Raw genomic sequence first — 19,987 nt, forward strand, 5'->3', positions numbered from 1 at the left:
ATGCTCACATCCAGTCGCCCGGCAACGTCCGCAACGCTATGTCCGCGATCGGTCACTTGCTTGACCGCTTCAATCTTGAACTCTTCCGTGTATCGCTTGCTACTCATAGACACCTCCACTTGGTTGCCAGCTTAAGGCTTCGAAGTGTCTAGTGAACCGGGGGCGATTCAACCCCTGATCATTCTGCTTTCACAAGAGAACATAGATATCGGTGGCTTGAGCGAAAACCGGCATGAAAGCAATGCTGTCATCGCGGCGTTGCTTGCCGGCGAACGCCTTGCGCCTCCGGCGCCTCTCCCGCCGGAATCATTCACCACCATTGAAGTCATGGCGGTCCGTCCATCGCTGGTCAATGCCAGTCGCGACTGGAGTTTGCTGCATGACGATTTCTCCCAGCGGCTTCTGCGCGTCTTCCAGCGCATGCAAGAGCACGGTTACGAGCTGGCGCTGATCGAAGGCTATCGGAGCCCGGAGCGACAGGATCAGCTTGCAGGCATGGGGGCGCACGTAACCAACGCCGGTGCTTACCAGAGCTACCACCAGTATGGGTTAGCTGCCGATTGCGCCTTCATTCGCAACGGCAAGCTCGTGATTTCCGAAAAGGATCCCTGGGCCATGCGTGGCTACGAGCTGTACGGCAAGGAGGCAGAAGCCATGGGGCTGACCTGGGGCGGACGCTGGACCTTGATGGACTTCGGTCACGTCGAGTTGCGCAACAAACGCATCCGCTAGATGACCTCCGATACCCTGAATTCCTGATCCAAGCGTATCGACAAGATGAATCGTTTTCTATCCTTCCTGACCGACAAGCGTGTGCTTGCCGTCATCGGCTTCCTGGCATTGGCTGCTGCCCTGCTGCTGTTTGCCAGGACACTCGAAATCGCCCTTGCCTGGGTCGGCGGCCTGATGCTGCTCTGTGTGGCCTGCTGGCTGCTGACCTGGGCCTGGCGGCGCCACCGTGCCACGCAGGGCAGCCGCTTCATCACCGGCATGATGGAGGCCGAGGCAGAACGCGCCGTACAGGCAGCACCGGCGGACAAGCGTCCGGAGGTCGAGGCACTGCGTAACCGCATGCTCGCCGCCATCAAGACCATCAAGACCTCCAAGCTCGGTGAGACCAGCGGCAAGACCGCACTCTACGAACTCCCCTGGTATCTGGTGATCGGCAACCCGGCCGCAGGCAAAAGTTCGGCCATCGTCAACTCAGGCCTGCATTTCCCGTTCTCCGACGTCACCGGCAGCGTCATTCACGGACTGGACGGCACGCGCAACTGTGACTGGTTCTTCACCTCCGAAGGAATCCTCCTGGATACGGCCGGGCGCTATTCCGTCTACGAAGCCGACCGTGGCGAATGGCTGTCCTTCCTTCATCTGCTCAAACGCCATCGCCCCAAAGCTCCGATCAACGGCATCCTCATTGCCGTCAGCGTGGCGGAGCTGAGCCAGAATAAGCCGGAATACGCCATCAACCTCGCCAAACAGCTGCGTTCGCGAGTCCAGGAGCTTTCCGCCGAGCTTGGCGTGTTTGCGCCGGTCTACGTGATGTTCACCAAGATCGATCTTGTCGCCGGCTTCGCTGAGTTCTTCGAGGATGCCGATGCTGCCGAGCGCTCGCGCACCTGGGGTGCCACCCTGCCCTACGATTCGGAAGGCAAGACCGATGCCGTCGCCGCCTTCGACGAGCATTTCGCAAAACTGGTCGACGGCTCGCATGAGTTGTCCGTCACACGCATGTCGATGAGCCTGGACGGCAACATCGGCGCTGGCGTACTCAGCTTCCCGCTGGAATTCGAAGGCATCCGCCCCAGCCTGCGCGCCTTCATCGCCACGCTTTTCGAAGAAAACCCCTTCCAGTACAAACCCGTCTTCCGCGGTTTCTATTTCTCCAGCGCCGTGCGTGAAGGGGCGCCGGTCAGTACCTCCGATCAACGCATGAGCGAGCTCTTCTCGCTCAAACCCAATCCCGTCAGCCGGCCTCCCGTCAGCATCTATCAAGGCGCAGGGTTTTTCCTGTCCGACCTGTTCTCCAAGGTCATCTTTGCGGACAAGAACCTTGTCCGCCAGTTCACCTCGAAAGCCAGCACCCGCATCCGCCTCGCCGGTTTCACCGCTGCCGTGCTGATCCTCGCAGCCTGTCTTTCCCTGTGGACCTGGTCTTTCCTGGCCAACGAGAAGCTGGTTGCCAATATCCAGGCCGATCTGGACCAGGCCATCAGCCTGCAACAGGATCGCAACGATATCGGCAGCCGGCTGCAAGCGCTTCAGGTGATCCAGGATCGCCTGCAACAATTGCAGGACTTCCGCGAAAGCAAACCGGCCGCACTGGGTTTCGGGCTTTATCAAGGCGGCAGGATCGAACGCCGGCTGCGTTACGAGTACTTCAACGGCATCCGCCTGGTACTGCTGGCGCCGGTCAGCGAGGCCATCGAAGGCTATCTCGGAGACGTGGTCACACAGGCGGACAAGCTCACCCCCCAGCCTGGCCTGATGCCCGTTTCGGCAAGCACTCCCGCCGCACGCAGTGGCATGACCCTGTATCGAGATCTCTCCCCCGCCAATGTCGAGGATGCCTACAACGCCCTCAAGACCTATCTCATGCTGGCCAACCGTGAGCGTCTCGAGGCCGGTCATCTGAATGACCAGCTCACCCGCTTCTGGCGCACCTGGCTCGACGAGAACCGCGGCAGCATGCCGCGCGAGCAGATGATCAAGAGCGCGGAGCAGATCCTCGGCTTCCTGCTCACACAGACAGGCCGGGCGGATTTCCCGGTCATCGACAAAAAGATCGCCCTGGTCGACCAGGTTCGCGAAAACCTGCGGCGCGTGGTGCGTGGCATGCCAGCGCGCGAACGTGTCTATGGCGAAATCAAGGCACGCGCAGCAACGCGCTTTCCCCCACTGACGGTGGCCCGCGTGCTGGGCGAGGAAGACAGCCGCCTGGTCGCGGGCAGCTATGCAATCTCCGGCGCCTTCACGCGCGAAGCCTGGACGAAATACGTCGAGCCAGCCATCAAGGAAGCCGCGAACAAGGAACTGCAATCCACCGACTGGGTCCTCAAGACCAGCACCCGGGAAGACCTGACCGTACAGGGCAGCCCGGAGCAGATCCAGAAAGCCCTCATCGAGATGTACAAGGCCGAATACATCTCGGAATGGAAGAAATTCCTGCAGGGCGTCTCAATCGCCGGCTTCCCGGATTTCGCTGCCGCCGTGGGCGGACTCAACCGCCTGGGCGACCCCGGCACATCGCCCGTCAAACGGCTGATGGAAACCCTCTACCGCGAAACCTCATGGGACAACCCCATGCTGTCTCAGGCGCAGCTCGATGGTGCCGGCAAAGGGCTTCTCGAATGGTTCAAAACCACCATCCTGCGTCGCAGCCCAAGCCAGGTACAGGTCAAAATCAACATGGCCGAAGGTGGCCTGCAGGCTCAGTCCGGCCCCATCAGCCGAGAGTTCGCGGCCATCGCGGCGCTCATGATGTCGCGCGGAGAAGGGCGTGAAGTCCTGCTCGATGGCTATCTATCCCGCCTCTCGGCGCTGCGCACGCGCTTCAACCAGATGCGCAACACGGGGGATCCGGGCCCTGCCGCGCGGCAACTCATGCAACAGACATTCGACGGCAGCGGCTCCGAGCTGGCCGATGGCTTGCGTTTCGTGGATGAGAGCATGCTCATCGGTCTGTCCGATTCACAGCGCGCCACCATCCGCCCGCTGCTGGTCCGCCCGCTGATGGAGTCATTCTCCGTCATCGTCAGGCCCGCCGAGGCCGAGCTCAACAAGATCTGGACGGCTCAGGTCTACGAGCCGTTCACACGGACCCTCGCCGCCAAGTACCCCTTCCAGGCAAATGCCGGCATCGAAGCCAGCCCGGCCGAAATCGCCCAGGTCTTCGGCCCGGACGGCGTCATCTCGCGCTTCGCCTCGGGCACGCTCGCCTCGCTGGTCGTGCAGCGCGGGCAGACCTTCACACCGCGCACCTGGGCAGATATCGGCATCGCGCTCAACCCCGAATTCACTGCCAACTATCCCCGCTACGTGGCCCCGCCCGGAGGGCCGGCGGACGCTGGAAACGGCAGCGCCAATCCGGAAACAGTCTTCCAGATCATGCCGATCCCCTCGCCCGGGCTCACCGAATACGCCGTCGAGATCGACGGGCAGCGCATGCAGTACCGCAACGGCAGCACCGCCTGGCACAGATTCCAGTGGCCGGGAGGCGGCACCCCCGGCGCACGCGTGCTGGCCACCGGCTTCGATGGTCAGGTCAGCGAGCTGGTCAACATCCCAGGCCGGTTCGGGCTGGAAAAGATGATCGGTGCGGCGAAACGCAAACGCATGGATAACGGCGACTTCGAGCTCACTTGGGGGGAGGGGCAGAAGCAGGTCAGCATCGTGCTGCGCATCATCAGCCAGCAATCCGCCCAGGGTAGGCAGGACGCCACGCCCGCACCGGCACAAACACTCAAGGGGCTGAGGCTGCCGCAGCAGGTGGTAAGCAATCCACAACTAGGCAACGTCGCCAGCGTCGAGGTGCGTTGATACATGAATGCCCCTTACACCTTGCATGTCGGCAACGAACCGCTGATCTACTTCGGCAAGCTTCCCTCGCGCGGTGATTTCGTGCGTAGCGGCAACGGCGCCCCCGTGATCAACACGCTGGATCACTGGATCTCCGCCTGCCTCGAACGCCTGGTCACCGACGCTGAATGGAAACGCCACTTCGATTCGTTGCCCGGCGTGCTCTTCGCATTCCTGGGCAGTCGCAACCAGAGCCTTCTGGTCGGCCGACTGGCCAGCAGTCAGGACAGCTCCGGGCGCCGCTTCCCCTTCCTCGTGGCCGGCAGCCTGCGCACGGAAACGCCGCTCGCCTACCTGCCCAGTCTGCCCTTGTCGATGCTGCCCGCCTGGCTCGAAATGGAACAGCTCATGAACCAGGCACGCGAAGCCAGTGACATCGGCGAGGCCCTGGCACGTATCGAAAGGAGCCCGCTGCGCGTACAGGAAGACCGCGACGAACTCCAGACCCGCATCCACACCTACCTGGACAGCAGCACCATCCAGGCGCTGCAGACACAGCTGCACGCCGCCGGCAACCCGTGCCAGCTCCGGCACACCGTGCTGGCACTGGGTCTGCTGCTCTCCCCCCTGCTTACCGGTGGCAGCAATGCGGCAAGCCGTGGCCTGGCGCTCCCCTTGCCCGAAGAGAATATCGCGGCAGTCCATGCCAGCGTGTTCTGGCTGAGCCTGATCGCCCCCTTCCTGGCGCGTGGCAGCCACGAGATCACCCTCATGCGCAGCCGCCTGGACGGTCGCCAACAACTGATCCTGGGCTTCAGTGGCGCCTGCCCGCGCGCGCTCGAAGCGGTATTCAACCCGGCACTCGCCTTCGAAACGAATATCGACCTGTGTCAGGCCGAGTGGGTGGAAGACTATCTGGCCGGGAACTACGCATTGGTCAAGCTTTCAAGCTACCTGGAACACCCTGGCCTATCCCTGTCGCAAGCCATCACCACCTTTGGCGAAGTGTTTCTCGGCACCTGAACTCCATAGAAGAAATCATGAAACTGCTCGTCTGCCTTACCGCATCTGCGCTTGCCTGCGCTCTTCCTGCATATGCCGAAACTTCCGCGCCACCGCCCTCCCGGCCGGTGGTCGTTTCCGGCACCGTGCCGGATGAAGCCACCCGCCAGGCCATTCTGGGTCGGGTACGCGCGGTTTATGGCGCCGAACACGTGATCAATCAACTGGGGGTCGGCGCAGTGAGCACGCCAGCGAACTGGTCCGACTACATCCAGAAACTGATCACGCCGGAATTACGCCAGATCCGCAATGGCGAACTCGACATCAATGGCAACGTGCTCAGCCTGCGCGGCGATGTCAGCAACGAGCAACGCATCCAGGAGATCCCCGCGCAGTTCGCCACCGCGCTGAACCCCACCTATCAGGTGCGCAATGGTCTCCGGCTGGGCACGAACGAGCAGCAGCTTCTGGATCGCGCACTCGCCGGACGGATCGTCGAATTCGCGCCGGCCTCCTTCACCCTGACACCCCGTGGCACCCAGCTTCTGGACGAAATGCTCGCCGCCATGAAGAACCTGGGCGACAGGAACATCCAGATCATCGGCCATACCGACAGCCAGGGCAGACCTGACGCCAATGCCGCGCTCTCCCAGGCACGTGCGGATGCCGTCCGCGAATACCTCATCCGCCAGGGGCTGGCCGGAGCTCAGTTGATCTCCATCGGCAAGGGCGCCCTCGAGCCCGTCGCCTCGAACGACACCCCGGAAGGCCGCTCCCGCAATCGCCGGATCGAATTCCGCATCGTCAATTGAAGAATCTCCGGAGCCCATCCATGACTCAGCCCCCGCAAACAGACACCGGCACCTGGCCCGCCCGCACGCCACGCCCGGAGCTGTTTGGCGCCGCCCCCGAAGAGAAACACGAGCACGCAAAACGCATCAGTGTGCTGGCTTCACTCGAAGACCAGACAGGCACTCCGGCCACTCGCACGAATCGTCCTCCTCGTGCAGCAATCCTGACCTACCTGATCGCGCTGCCCGTCAGCCTGCTTTTCGGCTGGTGGCTGCTCGCCGCCGAAGAAACATCCGTCCAGCCGGCACGACCTGTTCCGGTACAGCATGCTTCGGCCTTGCCACTGCCACGGCAGACGGAACAAGCAAATCAGCACGAAATCGCTGACAGCAAACCCGCACTCATCGAGCGCATGCCCTCTGCCGATCACTCAAGCACGGAAACAGGCCCTGTCCCGATCACGGCGGGTTCGGCTGACGACGCGCCCTTCCCGGACGCGATGGCTGCAACACCAACACTACAAGGCGAAGCCCCGGCGAACAGCGGAAAGACCCTGCTTTCCGCCCTCGCCGAACCCCAGACCAAGCCTCGGCACAACAACCGTCGCCCGAGCGCGCGGGCAGCCTCAAAACCTGCGACACCCCAAGTGGTGGATACCGATGTGATCTTGCTGGAAGCTCTGCTGACCCATGGCACGCACGCGCAGACGAACAGCACGCAGAACGACGCGAAGGTCAGACCATGAGCGAAGCAGCAGCCCTGCAAGGTGCGATGGATTATGGGCTGGTGGCATTCATCGACGCGGGAAGCAACACGCGCCTCCATGCGCTGGGCGAGCTGCCTCCGGCCTGCATGGGCACACTCGAACTGGAAGCGTTCTGCTCGCTTGAGGCACTGTCTTCCTTGTATCGCCATGAGTTGCTGGTGCTCTCGTCGAATGCCCACATCGATCTGGATGCGCTGCTCGGACAACAACTGAGCTTTTCCACTCGCCTGGCCGACGGCAGCGCCTATCCACGCAGCGGCTACGTGATCGAGGCCCGTCGCCTGGGTGCCGACGGAGCGCTCACGCGCTACCAGCTCAGTCTCGCCCCCTGGATGTGGCAGCTCACGCAGCGCACCGACTGCCGGGTTTTCCAGGAAAAATCAGCCCTGGAGATTGTCGAGGCGGTGCTCTCGACTCATGCGCCACATGCGGACTGGCACCTTGCCGAGGGCGTGGAAAGTTTCATTGCTGAAGCACCTAGACGCAGCTATTGCGTGCAGTACCGCGAGACGGACTATGACTTCGTCACCCGCCTGTTCGCCGAGGAAGGGCTGGGTTTCTGCTTCGTGCCGGTGGATCAGCCCCAGGGCAACGAAGCCCCCCGCCACGCACTGCTCATCTTTGCCCACAACGACGCACTGCCCGAAGATGTCTGCTCGGCCCAGCCCCTGGGGGGTTCGGGCATCCGCTTCCATCGCGCCGGGGCTCAGGAATCGCAGGATGCCGTCACCGCGCTGGGCGCACAGCGCGTGTTGCAGGCCTCCATCAGCAGCGCTTTGTCCTGGGATTACAAGCAGAAACGTGCCGTGATTGAGCAGGTGGAGGGCGAAGCTGGTCACGCCAGCGAACACCTGCCGCCATTGATCGAGCACGATGCCCCCGGCGCCTATGCCTTTGCTTCGGGCACCATGGCCGCTCGCGCGCTGCGCCTGGCGCGCGAGGCACGGGAAGCCCGCAACAAACGATTCGTCGGTCAGGGCAGCGTACGCAGCTTTGCGGTGGGCCATCGTTTTCTGTTGCGCAACAGTCCGCTGGATGACGCAGCACGAGGGCGAGGGGAATCCCCTGCGAAGGTGGACCTTCTGCTCACCCACCTGACTCAGGTGGGTGTGAACAATCTGCCCCGCCCCCAGACCGAGACCTTGCGTGTGCTGGGCGAAGTTCTGGGGGAAATGCTGACAGCGATTCCGGCCAATGCGGACGATGCGGCCGGACTGCTCGCACAAGCCGCCCAACGTGGCTATGCGAACCGGTTTGAAGCGCAACGCGTACACATCCCCTGGCGCCCTGCCCTGCAGGACGAAACGGGGATGCTGCTGAATCCTCGCCCCACAGCCCCCGGCGTACAGACAGCCACGGTCGTCGGCCCGCAAGGTGAATGCGTGCCCGGCGCCAGCGGAGAGATCCATACCGATGCCCTGCACCGCGTGCGCGTGCAATTCCATTGGCAGCAGATTGATCCCATGCTGTCCGCTGTGGCCCCTCACACCACCTGGTTACGCCTGGCGAGCCGGCATGCCGGCCCGGGCCTGGGCGCCCAGTTCGTACCGCGCATCGGTCAGTGCGTACTGGTGGGCTTCCTGGAAGGCGACATCGATCGCCCCATCGTGCTGGGCAGCCTGTTCGATGGCGCTGGCGAAAATGGCACGCAGGCCACGCCCGGTGGCGCCGACGCTGCCTCCCGATCCTTGGCGCCCGATTCCCGGTCCTTCATGAATGCGAAGGATCACAGCCCCGCGCATCAGGGCAACCGGATCGCGGGCGGTCACAGCCCGGCCTGGCATGGAGAGGCTGCGGCCTATGGGCCGATGCGCAACGCGGCCGCGCTCTCTGGATTCAGGTCCGCCGAATTCAATCGACCCCACGCGGGCTACAACCAACTGGTCTTCGACGACACGGACGGTCAGCAACGCATCCAGCTTGCCAGCACCCAGGCAGCCACCCAGCTGAACCTCGGCCACCTGATCCATCAGGCGGACAACTACCGTGGCAGCCATCGGGGAGATGGCTTCGAGCTGCGTACCGACGCCTGGGGTGCGGTACGCGCCGGCCGTGGCCTCTTGCTGAGTACCTGGCCGATTCAGGCAGCCATCGATCAGCCGAGCAGCGAACCCATGGGCGATGCCACCACCCCTGTGGCACTGCTGCGTCAGGCCACGGAACTTGCCCGCAACGCCAGCCGGATCGCAGCCACCCACCAGACCATCCGCCTGGCGGCCAACGAAGGCAGCCAGGGCGCAAACCAGAGCACGCTCAAGTGCGATCAGGCGCCCTTGCCCGCCCTGCAGCAATCTGCCAAAGCTTTGATGGATGCTCATACCGGGGCCGTTCAGCCCTCGGCGCAAAGCGCGCTCCCCCACAGCGAAGCCTCCTTGCTCACGCTCGCCGGACGCGGCGGGCTCGCCTGCGTAGCGGGTCAGGCGCAGCAATGGCACTGCGGCGAAACGCTGACCTGGGCCAGCGGGCAAGACAGCAACTATGCACTGGCCAGCCATCTGCGCATCCACACCGGCCAGGCCCTGGGGCTGCTCAGCAGCGCCACCGGCAACGAGCATCTGCAACTCATCGCCAGCCAGGGCCCCGTCACCGCCCAGGCCCAGGCCGACGCCCTGACGCTCGCAGCCAGACAGCAGCTCAAGATGGTCTCCGTCACCGGCAAACTCGACGCGGCTGCCGCAAAGAAGATCCACCTCGCCGTCGCGGGCGGCGCAGCGATCACGATTGAAGGCGGCAACATCACCGTGCAATGCCCCGGCACGCTGACCGTGCATGCGGCGAGCAAGCGTTTTGCGGGGCCGGGGAAGCTGGATTTGCCCTTGCCACAGATGCCCAACAGCGTGTGCAAATCTTGCCTGCTCGCCGCACGCGCATCGGGCTCGGCTTTCGCAGTGAAATGACGATGATCCGCTTTCCAGACGCCATCCTCCGCCACCTCGATACGCACAGTGCAGATACATCGCTGTATCTGCTTGCCGACACATCGGCCATCCCGGCATCCGAGCTGTCACGCATTGCCGGCACGGCGCCCGCATTGGATATCCTGACCCGGGCCACACCGATATGGCGAGAATGTGCCGCGCCGATTCTCCTGCAATTGCCTCGCTTCTCTGGATGCACGGCAAACACTTGGCAGGCATTTGCGGCCCGCTGGCAGTATGCCAATGCATTGGTCCTCATCGAAGGCGCGCTGTCGCACGCCACGCTGTGCCATGCCCTGCATGCAAGGACGGAAGCCATGCTGCCCGACGCCATCGCCGTGCTGCTCCGCTACTTCGATACCCGCGTTCTGCCAGTGCTGCTGACCACGCTGGAAACATCCCGGCGCGCCGCGTTCCTCAGTATTGCCAGTACCTGGCTATATGCAGACCGATACGGAATTGCCGTCACATTGCAAGGCCCGGCAGAGCAAAATCATCGCCCGCGCGCTGGAAACCGCACGCACTTATGGCATCGACCAGCTTCCCGACCAGATCGCCTACTGCACGCTCACGCTCAGCCTCGGCGCTGCCTTTCACGAGAGCACCGACTGGCAGCCCGCATTGAGCGAGGTACGCGCCGGACGGCAACGCTTCACGCAAGCTTTGCACACGGTGCTGGAGGCGGCCACCACATGAGTCCTTACATCATGACTCCCCACATCCTGAACTCAGCCATCACCATGAGACGCCTGCTTTGCGTCCTGCTCATGGGCACCAGCCTCAACGCCACCGCAGCCGGCCCCAAGCACGAAAAGGTCGAGCCTTTCCGCGCCTACAACCTCACCCTCTATGGCTACAACTACACCGATATGTCGATTGGGAGTTTTGAGGTCAATGGCGCAGGTGGGGGGAATATCGAAGTGGGTGATGCCGAGGCTGGAGGGGGAAAGTTTACCTGCTGCGCCTCGCTCTATACCCCACTCCCGCCAAACAACAATGTGCACATCAAATGGTCCCGGGATGGCAAGACCTGGTGCGAGACGAAAGTGCCGTTTTCCGGGCCCATTCCCGCCAAGCCCGAATACATGGAGGTGCACTTCTATCGTGACGGCCATATCGAGGTGGCGGTGACTGAATCCAGTTCCCCGCCTCGCTTGAAGCTTGAGCGCGCCAGTCCGGGATGGCGATACGCCGAGCGCGAGCAAAACATCAACAACGATCACAAGTTCGCGAGGTGCCAGCGTGGCTACTTCTAGAGAAATCCATACACCGCTCGAACAGCGCCCCGGCGCACTGGGCTTTGCCGCCGAAGGCATGGCCTTCGGCGCGCAAGGCACACAACGGCCGGGCCTGTTCCTGCCCGCGGTCTTCAGCCTGCTTGCCATGCTGTTCGCCTGCACCACCGCCACCGCAGCCGGCCCCAAGCACGAAAAGGTCGAGCCCTTCCGCGCCTACAACCTCACCCTCTATGGCTACAACTACACCGAAACGGAGATCGGAAGTTTTGAGGTCAATGGCGCAGGAGGGGGGAATATCTCGGTCAGTACACCTACAGCGGGCGGCAGTAAGTCTACTTGCTGCGCCTCGCTCTATACCCCGCTCCCGCCGGACAACAGTGTGCATATCAAATGGACACGAGACAGCAAAACCTGGTGCGAAGCAAAAGTGCCTTTCTCGGGGCCCGTACCCGCCAATCCCGAATACATGGAAGTGCATTTCTATCGTGACGGGCATATTGAAGTTGCTGTTACGGAAACGAGCTCTCCTCCTCGTCTGAAACTGGAGCGTTTACACGGTAACAGTCGGCATCAAGACAAAAGCATGAATGTGATCAATGACGAAAAATTCGCGAGGTGCCAGCGTGGCTACTTCTAGAGAAATCCATACACCACTTGAGCAACGCCCCGGCGCACTGGGCTTTGCCGCCGAAGGCACGGCCTTCGGTGCACAGGGCACGGAGCGCCCCGGCCTGCCGCCAGCCGGTCTGCAACTGATCGTTGGCAGTGCCCTGGCGTCAGCCGTGCAGAGTGCGCAAACGCCGCCGGCCAACACCTGTCAGCAATGCCTGACGCTCAGCTTCTTCTTCGACGGCACCGGCAACAACCTCGATGCCGATGTCGGCAGCCTGCAACACAGCAACGTGGCACGGCTATTCCAGAGCCATCAGGACAACGAAGAATCTCGCGGCCTGTACGCCTTTTACATCCCTGGCCTAGGTACCTATTTCAAGGAGATCGGCGATCCTGGCAATACCACGCGCGGCAAGGGCATGGGGCACATGGGGCAGGACCGACTCGACTGGGCATTCCGCAAGTTCAACGAGGCGGTAAAGAAGGCCGCCGCACGCGCGCAAAACCCGACCAACAAGCTCCGTGCGATTCGCGTCAACGTCTTCGGCTTCTCGCGTGGCGCGACCGCTGCGCGTGCCTTCGTGCGGGATCTGGCTGCACGCTGCACGGAGCGTGGCGGGGCCTGTTTCCTGAAAGAGGGAAACCATCCCGTCGAGGTCGCCTTCCTCGGGCTCTTCGACACCGTGGCTTCGGTCGGCCTGCCCATGAGCGCCAACAATACCCCCGGCGCCACGAGCATGGGGTTGTACCGCCTCCGCACAACGCTGAAGGTGAGGGCCGAATCGAGCGAAACCTCCATCAACCGGATTGCCTTCGGCACGCCGGGCGCTGACCCTGCCCCGGGCAGCTTTGATGGGCACGCCAGTTGGGCCGATGGTCTGACGATCCCCAAGCCACTCGTGGCGCGCTGCGTGCACATGGTGGCCGCACACGAAATCCGCAACTCCTTTCCGGTCGATAGCGTGCTCAACGGCCGGCACTATCCGGACGGAGTGGAGGAAATGGTCTATCCGGGGGCCCACTCTGACGTGGGCGGTGGCTATCAGCCCGGTGAGGGTGCGCGCAGTGAGCACCACGGCGAGATGTTCAGCCTGATTCCATTGCGGGTCATGCATGCGAAAGCCTTGGAGGCAGGGGTGCCGCTACTCTCGCTCGCTGAACTGAACGAGCGGAGCGAAACAACAAAGTTGTCGTTTGCCCTCGATGACAAAGGCGCGCAGAAATTCGCCGACCTGCTCGATCACTTCCGTCACTACATGAAAGCGGCCGGCAGCGGCGGGCGCGACGTCGGCAAGGAGCTGCTGGCGCACGGCCACCTGTACCTGCGCTGGCGCTTCCAGAACATCCGCCGCAATCGCGAGGCCGCCGCGCGCCAGGCGGCCGGGCCGGAAGCGCAGACCATCCAGCAGCGCGAGGCCAGGTTCAAGCAGCAACGCACGCAACTCGACGCCGAACTCAAGCCGTTGAAGTCCGCATGGGAGGCTGCACAAGGCGAACTGCGGCGTGCCGAAACCGCCCTGCAGAACGCCCGCTATGCCAAGGCACGCTGGGGGCAGGCGATTCCGCCGGAAACCGAACGGCGGCGCGCCGTGGCCAGCGACGACGAGTCGCGCAAGAAAGAAGGCGTATCTGCGCAAGCAGGCAGAACGAGACACCTGGGCGGACGACAGCGCACTGGCCGACAACCTCGACGCCTACGATGAACGCCTGATGAAAGACGCGGAAGCCATCATCGCCCGCAGAAAATCGGACTCCGGCCTGACACTACGGCCGCACTACCAGAATCTGGTGCACGCCTACGAAGACGAGTTCGTTTACAGCCGGGGCCTGCGCGACGAAAAACTCATCACTTTTTTCGACCGCTACATCCACGACTCGCTGGCCGGCTTTGCAATCGACGCCACCCTGCCATCAGACCCTCGCGTGATCTATGTAGGTGGCGACGACAAGTTGCGCTTCGCCAGCGTGCAGGAAAAACCTGCGGCATCCTCACCCGGCCTGGCGGCCTGAGTGCGCCATGGTTCGGGACGCCGCACGACGATGATCAATGTCGTTCAGTCAAGTGTTTGTCGTACCGGGGATTCAAGAATATTTCCAGGCTGCAAGCCGCATCGCAGCCCAATACGCCATGCGCAGACATCACGGCCTGCGGCATGACCTTCCGATGGGGCGGGCACCCGATGACCCCTCCACCATTCATTCACAAGCAGACAAAGACACTTTCATGACACACGCAACAACACGCAAGCCACTTTCCATTATTGCCATCCCCATTGCCGCCTTGCTGCTCGCCGCTTGCGCAGGCGCGCCCAAACCTGTCCCCGCGCCGGAGACGGTTCAGAAACCCGCAGCACCTGCAGCCGCCGCCGCCGCGGAGAAGCCCAAGGCTGCGGCGCCCGTGGCACCAGTGCTGTCCGAAGCGCAGCGCGATCAACTGGACAAGGTGCTGGGCATGAAGATCAGCAACGCTTTCCTGCGCAAGACGATCGAGGAGGCTAAGCCGAACCTGGCTGAATTCCTGGGCCGCAATGCCTGCATCAACGATGGCAACGGCAGCGTACTCGATACGCTGGCGGCCCCCGGCGTGAGTTTTCCGGCCAGTGGCTACAACGCGCCCATGGCAGCCATGGCTTCGCATGACCAGAAGACCTGCGTCGGCGTGACTTCCTTGCAGAAGATCACGGCGATCACGATCAGGCACCTGCGCCTGGAGACGGTGTATCAATCCTCCAGCGGCGAACACCTCACGGTACGCCATGAGCTGCAGAAGCAGCCCGATGGCGAGTGGCTGTTCCTGCGCTGATCGGTTTCCGGATGAACGAGGGCCGCTCCCCGGAATCAGGGAACGGCCCTTTGCGTTTTCAGGCGGGGATCAGTCGACGATCCGGTTCAGGTAATCGCGGTCGAGAGGTTCGCCTTTGGCGGCGGCGCTTTCGCACAATCCTGCCGCACGCAACCGGCCCACGAGCTCGTCGATGCGCTTGTCTTGCGATTCGATGTGATCGAGCAGTGCATGCAGCGCCTTGGCGACAGGATCATCCATGTTGCGGGTCACGCCATACGCGGAGAAATCCTGCTCGGCCCTGTCTTCACGCTCATCCCTGGGCTCCAGCACATGCGCCGGGTTGCCGACTGCCGTGGCGCCTGCCGGCACGGGTTTGATCACCACGGCATTCGAGCCGATCTTGGCGCCGGCTCCCACGGTGAAGCCACCCAGCACCTTGGCACCAGCCCCCACCACCACGCCGGCCTCCAGCGTGGGATGGCGCTTCACGCCGCGATACAGCGAGGTGCCGCCCAGCGTTACGCCCTGATAGATGGTGCAATCGTCTCCCACCTCGGCGGTTTCTCCGATCACCACCCCATGGCCGTGATCGATGAACACCCGGCGGCCGATTCTGGCCCCCGGATGTATTTCGATACCGGTGAAGATACGTGCCAAGTGCGCGAGGAAACGCGCAAACCAGTACCAGCGCCAGCCCCACACGCGATGCGCGATGCGGTGGATCAGCAAGGCATGGACGCCCGGATAACAGGTGAGCACCTCCAGGCGGCTGCGCGCGGCGGGGTCGCGCTCGAATACGCTGGAGATATCTTCACGGATCTGGGCAAACATGAATGAAAGGTCCTGACTGGCAAACAGGGGTTGCAGATATGGGGATGCAGGCCAGCATTTCAACCGATGCCGGCGCGTTGTCAATCCTCGCTGCGGCGAAAGCGTTCCGGATGCTGGAAGCTGGCCAGCATGCCACGCAGGATGTTCACTTCGTCACGTTCCAGGCGGATACGCGAAAACATCCGCCGCAAACGCGGCATCAGGCGCTTGGGATTGTCCGGATTGAAGAAACCGCTGTCCTGCATCGCATCCTGGAAGTGCGCCATCATGCGCTCGACTTCGTCCACCGTGGCCAATTCGCCGAAGCTCGCAGGCGCTTCGCCGGGGTCGATGTTGTTCATGCGCAGTTCGTAGCACATCAGCTGTACGGCCGAACCCAGGTTCAGCGAACTGTATTCCGGGTTGGCCGGAATCATCACCGGCAGCTGGCAAAGCGCCAGCTCCTCGTTCGAAAGACCATAGGTCTCGTTGCCGAACACCAGTGCCACCTCCCCCTGCGCTGCGGCGGCCGTCAATGTCGTGGCCGCCTCGCGCGCCCATTGCATCGGCAGCGCGAGTTCCCTGCGCCGCGCGGTGAAAGCCGCGGCCATGCTAACGCCCTGCAGGGCCTCCTCCAGCGATTCACAGACCACTGCAGCGGCCAGTACATCGGTTGCGCCCGAGGCACGGGATTCCGCCTCGGGATGCGGAAAGTGCTTGGGAGAAACCAAGTACAGGCGGGATAGCCCCATGGTTTTCAGCGCGCGTGCAGCGGCGCCGATGTTGCCGGGAATCCCCGGGCGGGACAAAACCACACGAAAGCGGTTCAAAGGTTGGGGGGCTGCCATATATAATGCGCGGTTTCCTTCAGCGCCATGGCCGCTCGCGCCAGCGGCCCGCTACGAGATCAGACGCTCATGCACCCAATCCTGAACATCGCCGTCAAGGCAGCACGCCGTGCCGGCTCCATCATCAACCGTGCCTCTCTGGAAATCGAAAAGGTGGAGGTGCGCTCCAAGCAGCCGAACGACTTCGTGACCGAAGTGGATCGCGCCGCCGAAAACGCCATCATCGAAATCATCCAGGAGGCGTATCCGGAGCATTCGATTCTAGCAGAGGAGGCTGGCGAGACTGGCGCGGAGAGCGAGTTCCAGTGGATCATCGATCCTCTGGACGGCACCACCAATTTCATCCACGGTTTTCCGCAATACGCCATTTCCATCGCCATCGCCGAGCGCGGTGTGGTGCAGCATGGCGTGATCTACGACCCGAACCGCAACGAGCTTTTCACAGCCAGCCGCGGCCGGGGTGCTTTCCTCAATGACCGCCGTATCCGCGTGAGCAAGCGCGCCCGCCTGAACGAAAGCCTGATCGGTACCGGCTTCCCGTTCAAGAACATGGATCACATCGACAGCTACCTGGCGATCTTCAAGGATATCGCCGGCAAGACGGCCGGCCTGCGCCGCCCTGGCGCTGCCGCACTGGATCTGGCCTGGCTGGCATGCGGCCGCACCGACGGTTTCTTCGAAATCGGCCTGATGCCCTGGGACATGGCAGCCGGCGCGCTGCTTGCCACCGAGGCCGGCGGCCTGGCCAGCGACTTTGCGGGCGAAGGTGATTACCTGCGTACCGGCAATCTGGTGGCCGGCACGCCCAAGGTCTTCACCCAACTGCTGCAGATCATCCAGAGTCACACCAGCGAAGCACTGCGCGCCTGATCTTCGGCCGATGTATCAGCATAAGGGCGGCCCCAGGCCGCCCTTATGCTTTTCAGGAAGTACGTGGCGCCTCCGCCCAGGCCTTGCGGCACAAGCCATGCATCTCGCAGTACGCACAAGCCGAAGGCGTGCCTTGTGCCGGCAGCGGCGCGCCCTCGTACAGGGCATTGAAGCTTGCCGTGATGCATTCCTGCAGCGCCGCAGCCCGGGCTTCGGGGTCACTCAGCGCGGCTAGCCCCAGCTTGTCTCCATCCAGTGCGAGATAGCCCGCCTGCCCCACATGCGTACCGCGCAGCAAGGCGTAGAAAGCCAGTTGCACGTCGTCAGCGTCCGCCGCCTGCTTGTTGAGGGCTTCCAGCCGGCGTGACTTGTAGTCGATGAGGGCGTCCGTGCCGTCCTCTGCCTTGTCCACGCGGTCGATACGGCCGTTGAGCAGCAGGGTGCGCCTCTGCCCCAGTTCATGCTCGCGTTGCTGTTGCAGCTCACCAGCCTGCCAGCGAAACCCTTCGGCCTCGCGTGCCAGCTGCCAGGCAAGGTAATCATGCAGGCGTGCGCGCCAGCGCAGACGCCAGGCGTGGTCATGAAAGTTGTGCGCCACCGCCTGCGCGAACGCGTCGTCGCTGAACTGTTCGAGGGCCACCAGCAATCCTGCTTCATCCTGCCCGGCAAGCACCGGGAAAGCAGTATGGAAACGATGCAGGATGAGATGCAGGAATTCGCCGAAATCCCGCTTTTCTATGCCCTCGGCGAGCTCCTCGCGCTCCCCCAGACGCAAGACGTGGCGTGCGAAGTAACGATACGGGCAATCCATCAGGCTTTGCAGCGCGCTGGCGGAAAGGCGTTGCGGCACGCGCGCCGGCGAAATACCGGGCGCGGGCAAGCCCTGCGGCGCCAGCTCGGCGGCCGGCGCAATCGCGTGCGCATGCGCCTGGCGCACGACACCCAGCCCCAGCGTCATTGCCAGCGCGGCCTCCAGCACCGCCACATCGGGTGCCGGCATCATCGCTTCGTCACGGCGCAGGCTCTGCCAGACGATCATGCTGCGGTCGGCCGCCAGCAACACCCCGGCCAGATCTTCGCGCAGTTGCCGTTGCTCGGTTTCTAGCCCTGGCAGACCCAGCTCACGACGCACACCGGCATGTGTGAGCCAGCCGGGCGCACGCGGTGGGGCAAGATGCTCGCCATCCGCACCGATCACGATCACGGCCTCGAAGCTGCGCAGGCGCGAAGCGGCCAGGTGGGTGATGATCACCGGGCTATCGACGCGCTCGTCGCGGAACAGCTCGGCCTCCATCTGGCGGTTGAACCAGGTACGCCAGGCGCCGAACCGGAAGCGGCTGTCGTCATCCGCCAGCTCCGTCTGACGTGTCTCAAGCCAGCCCAGCCATTCGCGTCCGGCCATGTCGCGTTCGAAATGCGGCAGAGCCCCCAGCAATTCCAGGCTGCGCAGCAGGCGTCGCAACCATTCCGCCAGACTGCAGGCCTGCCCGGGGTTGATTTCGGCGCGCGCGGCCAGCAGGCGATCGAGGATTGCTGAGGCATCGCCTTCGGCAGCAGCGCGCAACCGGTTCATCCCGCTGGCGATACGGCTGTCGTCGATCAAGCCGGCTACGGCTTCTGCCGCACGCGCACGCGCCAACGGCTCCAGGTCGTGGAACAGCAAAGGCGCGCGCAGCAGATCGATCAAGGCGCGATGCCAGGCATCGGAGGCCAGCACTTCCAGCCAGGCATCGACCACCGCGGCCACACGCGTGGTCACCATCTTCCAGCCGGTTTCATCCTGCAGCAGCACGCCTTCGCGCTCCAGCAGGGCACGCGCACGGCGCGCGGCAAGGCGGTCGCAAGCCACCAGGGCGATGTTGCGGCGACCTTCGGCCAGCCAGTCCAGCACCTGATCGGCCACGGCCTGCCCCAGGGTTTCAAGGCTTTCGGCGCTGCACAACTGCAATTGCGTCGAAGCCTCGTGGGCGACATCAGGTGACAGCGTCGCGACACGCTCCGCCAGCACCGGCGCCTCATCCCCGCAGGGCCAGGCAGCGGTCAGCAGATCCGCCAGCGGGCCTGTCGCCAGCGCACGCTGCGGTTGCAGTACCAGCACCGGCACACGCTCGGCGGCGGCATCGATGAGTTTCTGCCAGGGGCCGGGCTCGGTACTTTCCAGCATCACCATCAGCGGCCCACGCAGGCTGGCGAGCCACTGGCTGGTCGCCAGCAACCGCGCCGCCGCGCGCGACGGACGCCCCTGTGCCTCGGCATGCCACAAGGCGCTGACCAGACGGGCCTCGAAATTCAGCGCACGCGAATTGTGCAGATCGAACGCAGCTTCCAGGCGGGAGAGCAAGCTTGCCTCGTCGGCAGGCAGAGGCAGTTCGTGCTCGGTGAGCGTGTCGAAAAGCTGGGTCAGCTCGGCCACCACGTCCCACAACATGCCTTCATCCAGCCATTCACGGCCGCGAAGCAGGTTGTGCAGCATCAACTGGCGGCGCGCATCCGGCATCACCTGCTGCGCGGCCAGCCAGGGCTCCACCATGCCGTTCAGGGTATCGGTGCGCGGCAGCAGCAAGGGGCCGCCTGCCGCTGCCGCCAGTGCGGCATTCAAAGGCTCCGCCAGCTTGAGATTGGGCAGGATCAGGCTGGCCGCGGATAGATCGGCAGGATTTTCCTCAGCGGCAGCGAAACGCAGGATCCGGCCTGCGGCGGCGGTCAGGAAGCCGGCATCCGGCGCCAGTGGAACGAGAGTCGTGGTCATGCCTCAATCCTGCCACGGCCAATGAAAAAGGCGCTGTCGGAGTTAGCTGTTGCAGGTTCTAAACTGAAAGCATGAATGG

16 protein-coding genes are annotated in these 19,987 nt (G+C 63.4%); 12 read left to right on the forward strand and 4 right to left on the reverse strand.

The annotated features are described in order from the left end of the window. Positions 1-107: transposase (locus tag BGI27_RS14980; protein WP_141239830.1), on the reverse strand; the 107-nt coding region annotated here is incomplete at its 3' end. A gap of 37 nt (positions 108-144) precedes the next feature. Here BGI27_RS14980 and BGI27_RS14985 point away from each other — a divergent pair. The 11 genes from BGI27_RS14985 (at position 145) to BGI27_RS15035 (ending at position 14,649) form a co-directional block, all read left to right on the forward strand. Further along, positions 145-732, forward strand: a complete 588-nt coding sequence (locus BGI27_RS14985; protein ID WP_095530153.1) for a M15 family metallopeptidase — start codon at positions 145-147, stop codon at positions 730-732. A 45-nt stretch (positions 733-777) separates the two neighbouring features. Beyond that, positions 778-4,539: a type VI secretion system membrane subunit TssM gene (tssM, locus tag BGI27_RS14990; RefSeq protein WP_095525635.1), complete on the forward strand. Its 3,762-nt coding sequence runs from the start codon at positions 778-780 to the stop codon at positions 4,537-4,539. A gap of 3 nt (positions 4,540-4,542) precedes the next feature. Then, a complete protein-coding gene (tagF, locus tag BGI27_RS14995; protein WP_095525636.1) occupies positions 4,543-5,541 on the forward strand; it encodes a type VI secretion system-associated protein TagF in 999 nt (332 codons plus the stop codon). 17 nt (positions 5,542-5,558) lie between these two features. After that, a complete protein-coding gene (locus BGI27_RS15000; protein WP_095525637.1) occupies positions 5,559-6,332 on the forward strand; it encodes an OmpA family protein in 774 nt (257 codons plus the stop codon). A 20-nt stretch (positions 6,333-6,352) separates the two neighbouring features. Further along, positions 6,353-7,057: a hypothetical protein gene (locus tag BGI27_RS15005; protein ID WP_095525638.1), complete on the forward strand. Its 705-nt coding sequence runs from the start codon at positions 6,353-6,355 to the stop codon at positions 7,055-7,057. Further along, positions 7,054-9,975, forward strand: a complete 2,922-nt coding sequence (locus BGI27_RS15010) for a type VI secretion system Vgr family protein (protein ID WP_095525639.1) — start codon at positions 7,054-7,056, stop codon at positions 9,973-9,975. Before BGI27_RS15005 ends, BGI27_RS15010 begins: the two co-directional genes overlap by 4 nt. Then, a complete protein-coding gene (locus BGI27_RS15015; protein ID WP_172425486.1) occupies positions 9,927-11,252 on the forward strand; it encodes a DUF4123 domain-containing protein in 1,326 nt (441 codons plus the stop codon). Before BGI27_RS15010 ends, BGI27_RS15015 begins: the two co-directional genes overlap by 49 nt. Before the next feature lie 58 nt (positions 11,253-11,310). Continuing rightward, positions 11,311-11,871: a DUF3304 domain-containing protein gene (locus tag BGI27_RS15020; protein ID WP_095525641.1), complete on the forward strand. Its 561-nt coding sequence runs from the start codon at positions 11,311-11,313 to the stop codon at positions 11,869-11,871. Next, positions 11,858-13,549: a T6SS phospholipase effector Tle1-like catalytic domain-containing protein gene (locus BGI27_RS15025; protein WP_170943068.1), complete on the forward strand. Its 1,692-nt coding sequence runs from the start codon at positions 11,858-11,860 to the stop codon at positions 13,547-13,549. Before BGI27_RS15020 ends, BGI27_RS15025 begins: the two co-directional genes overlap by 14 nt. A gap of 7 nt (positions 13,550-13,556) precedes the next feature. Continuing rightward, positions 13,557-13,856 carry a hypothetical protein gene (locus tag BGI27_RS15030; protein WP_095525643.1) on the forward strand — a complete coding sequence of 100 codons (300 nt, stop codon included), beginning with the start codon at positions 13,557-13,559 and terminating at the stop codon, positions 13,854-13,856. A gap of 214 nt (positions 13,857-14,070) precedes the next feature. Beyond that, positions 14,071-14,649 (forward strand): hypothetical protein, encoded by a 579-nt coding sequence (locus BGI27_RS15035; RefSeq protein WP_095525644.1) that lies wholly within the window; start codon positions 14,071-14,073, stop codon positions 14,647-14,649. Positions 14,650-14,718: 69 nt separating this feature from the next. On the opposite strand, the gene cysE is transcribed toward BGI27_RS15035, so the two are convergent. Together cysE and BGI27_RS15045 are read right to left on the reverse strand one after the other, a co-directional pair. Continuing rightward, positions 14,719-15,462 carry a serine O-acetyltransferase gene (gene cysE, locus BGI27_RS15040; RefSeq protein WP_095525645.1) on the reverse strand — a complete coding sequence of 248 codons (744 nt, stop codon included), beginning with the start codon at positions 15,460-15,462 and terminating at the stop codon, positions 14,719-14,721. 80 nt (positions 15,463-15,542) lie between these two features. Next, positions 15,543-16,289: an RNA methyltransferase gene (locus tag BGI27_RS15045; RefSeq protein ID WP_095525646.1), complete on the reverse strand. Its 747-nt coding sequence runs from the start codon at positions 16,287-16,289 to the stop codon at positions 15,543-15,545. Positions 16,290-16,358: 69 nt separating this feature from the next. Between BGI27_RS15045 and BGI27_RS15050 the strand changes: the two genes are divergently transcribed. Further along, on the forward strand, positions 16,359-17,159 hold the full coding sequence (locus tag BGI27_RS15050; RefSeq protein ID WP_095525649.1) for an inositol monophosphatase family protein: 801 nt from the start codon (positions 16,359-16,361) through the stop codon (positions 17,157-17,159). A gap of 52 nt (positions 17,160-17,211) precedes the next feature. On the opposite strand, the gene BGI27_RS15055 is transcribed toward BGI27_RS15050, so the two are convergent. Then, complete coding sequence (locus BGI27_RS15055; RefSeq protein ID WP_095525647.1) at positions 17,212-19,908, reverse strand: PD-(D/E)XK nuclease family protein; 2,697 nt, start codon at positions 19,906-19,908, stop codon at positions 17,212-17,214. Positions 19,909-19,987 lie beyond the last annotated feature (79 nt).

This window comes from Candidatus Dactylopiibacterium carminicum (assembly GCF_014736495.1).
GTDB lineage: Bacteria > Pseudomonadota > Gammaproteobacteria > Burkholderiales > Rhodocyclaceae > Uliginosibacterium > Uliginosibacterium carminicum.

What these genes read in the sequence shown, in the direction of transcription:
- tssM (WP_095525635.1), top strand. Translation starts at nt 778, where the DNA reads ATGAATCGTTTTCTATCCTTCCTGACCGACAAGCGTGTGCTTGCCGTC.
- tagF (WP_095525636.1), top strand. Translation starts at nt 4,543, where the DNA reads ATGAATGCCCCTTACACCTTGCATGTCGGCAACGAACCGCTGATCTAC.
- BGI27_RS15000 (WP_095525637.1), top strand. Translation starts at nt 5,559, where the DNA reads ATGAAACTGCTCGTCTGCCTTACCGCATCTGCGCTTGCCTGCGCTCTT.
- BGI27_RS15005 (WP_095525638.1), top strand. Translation starts at nt 6,353, where the DNA reads ATGACTCAGCCCCCGCAAACAGACACCGGCACCTGGCCCGCCCGCACG.
- BGI27_RS15010 (WP_095525639.1), top strand. Translation starts at nt 7,054, where the DNA reads ATGAGCGAAGCAGCAGCCCTGCAAGGTGCGATGGATTATGGGCTGGTG.
- BGI27_RS15020 (WP_095525641.1), top strand. Translation starts at nt 11,311, where the DNA reads ATGGCCTTCGGCGCGCAAGGCACACAACGGCCGGGCCTGTTCCTGCCC.
- BGI27_RS15030 (WP_095525643.1), top strand. Translation starts at nt 13,557, where the DNA reads ATGAAAGACGCGGAAGCCATCATCGCCCGCAGAAAATCGGACTCCGGC.
- BGI27_RS15035 (WP_095525644.1), top strand. Translation starts at nt 14,071, where the DNA reads ATGACACACGCAACAACACGCAAGCCACTTTCCATTATTGCCATCCCC.
- cysE (WP_095525645.1), bottom strand. Translation starts at nt 15,462, where the DNA reads ATGTTTGCCCAGATCCGTGAAGATATCTCCAGCGTATTCGAGCGCGAC.
- BGI27_RS15045 (WP_095525646.1), bottom strand. Translation starts at nt 16,289, where the DNA reads ATGGCAGCCCCCCAACCTTTGAACCGCTTTCGTGTGGTTTTGTCCCGC.
- BGI27_RS15050 (WP_095525649.1), top strand. Translation starts at nt 16,359, where the DNA reads ATGCACCCAATCCTGAACATCGCCGTCAAGGCAGCACGCCGTGCCGGC.
- BGI27_RS15055 (WP_095525647.1), bottom strand. Translation starts at nt 19,908, where the DNA reads ATGACCACGACTCTCGTTCCACTGGCGCCGGATGCCGGCTTCCTGACC.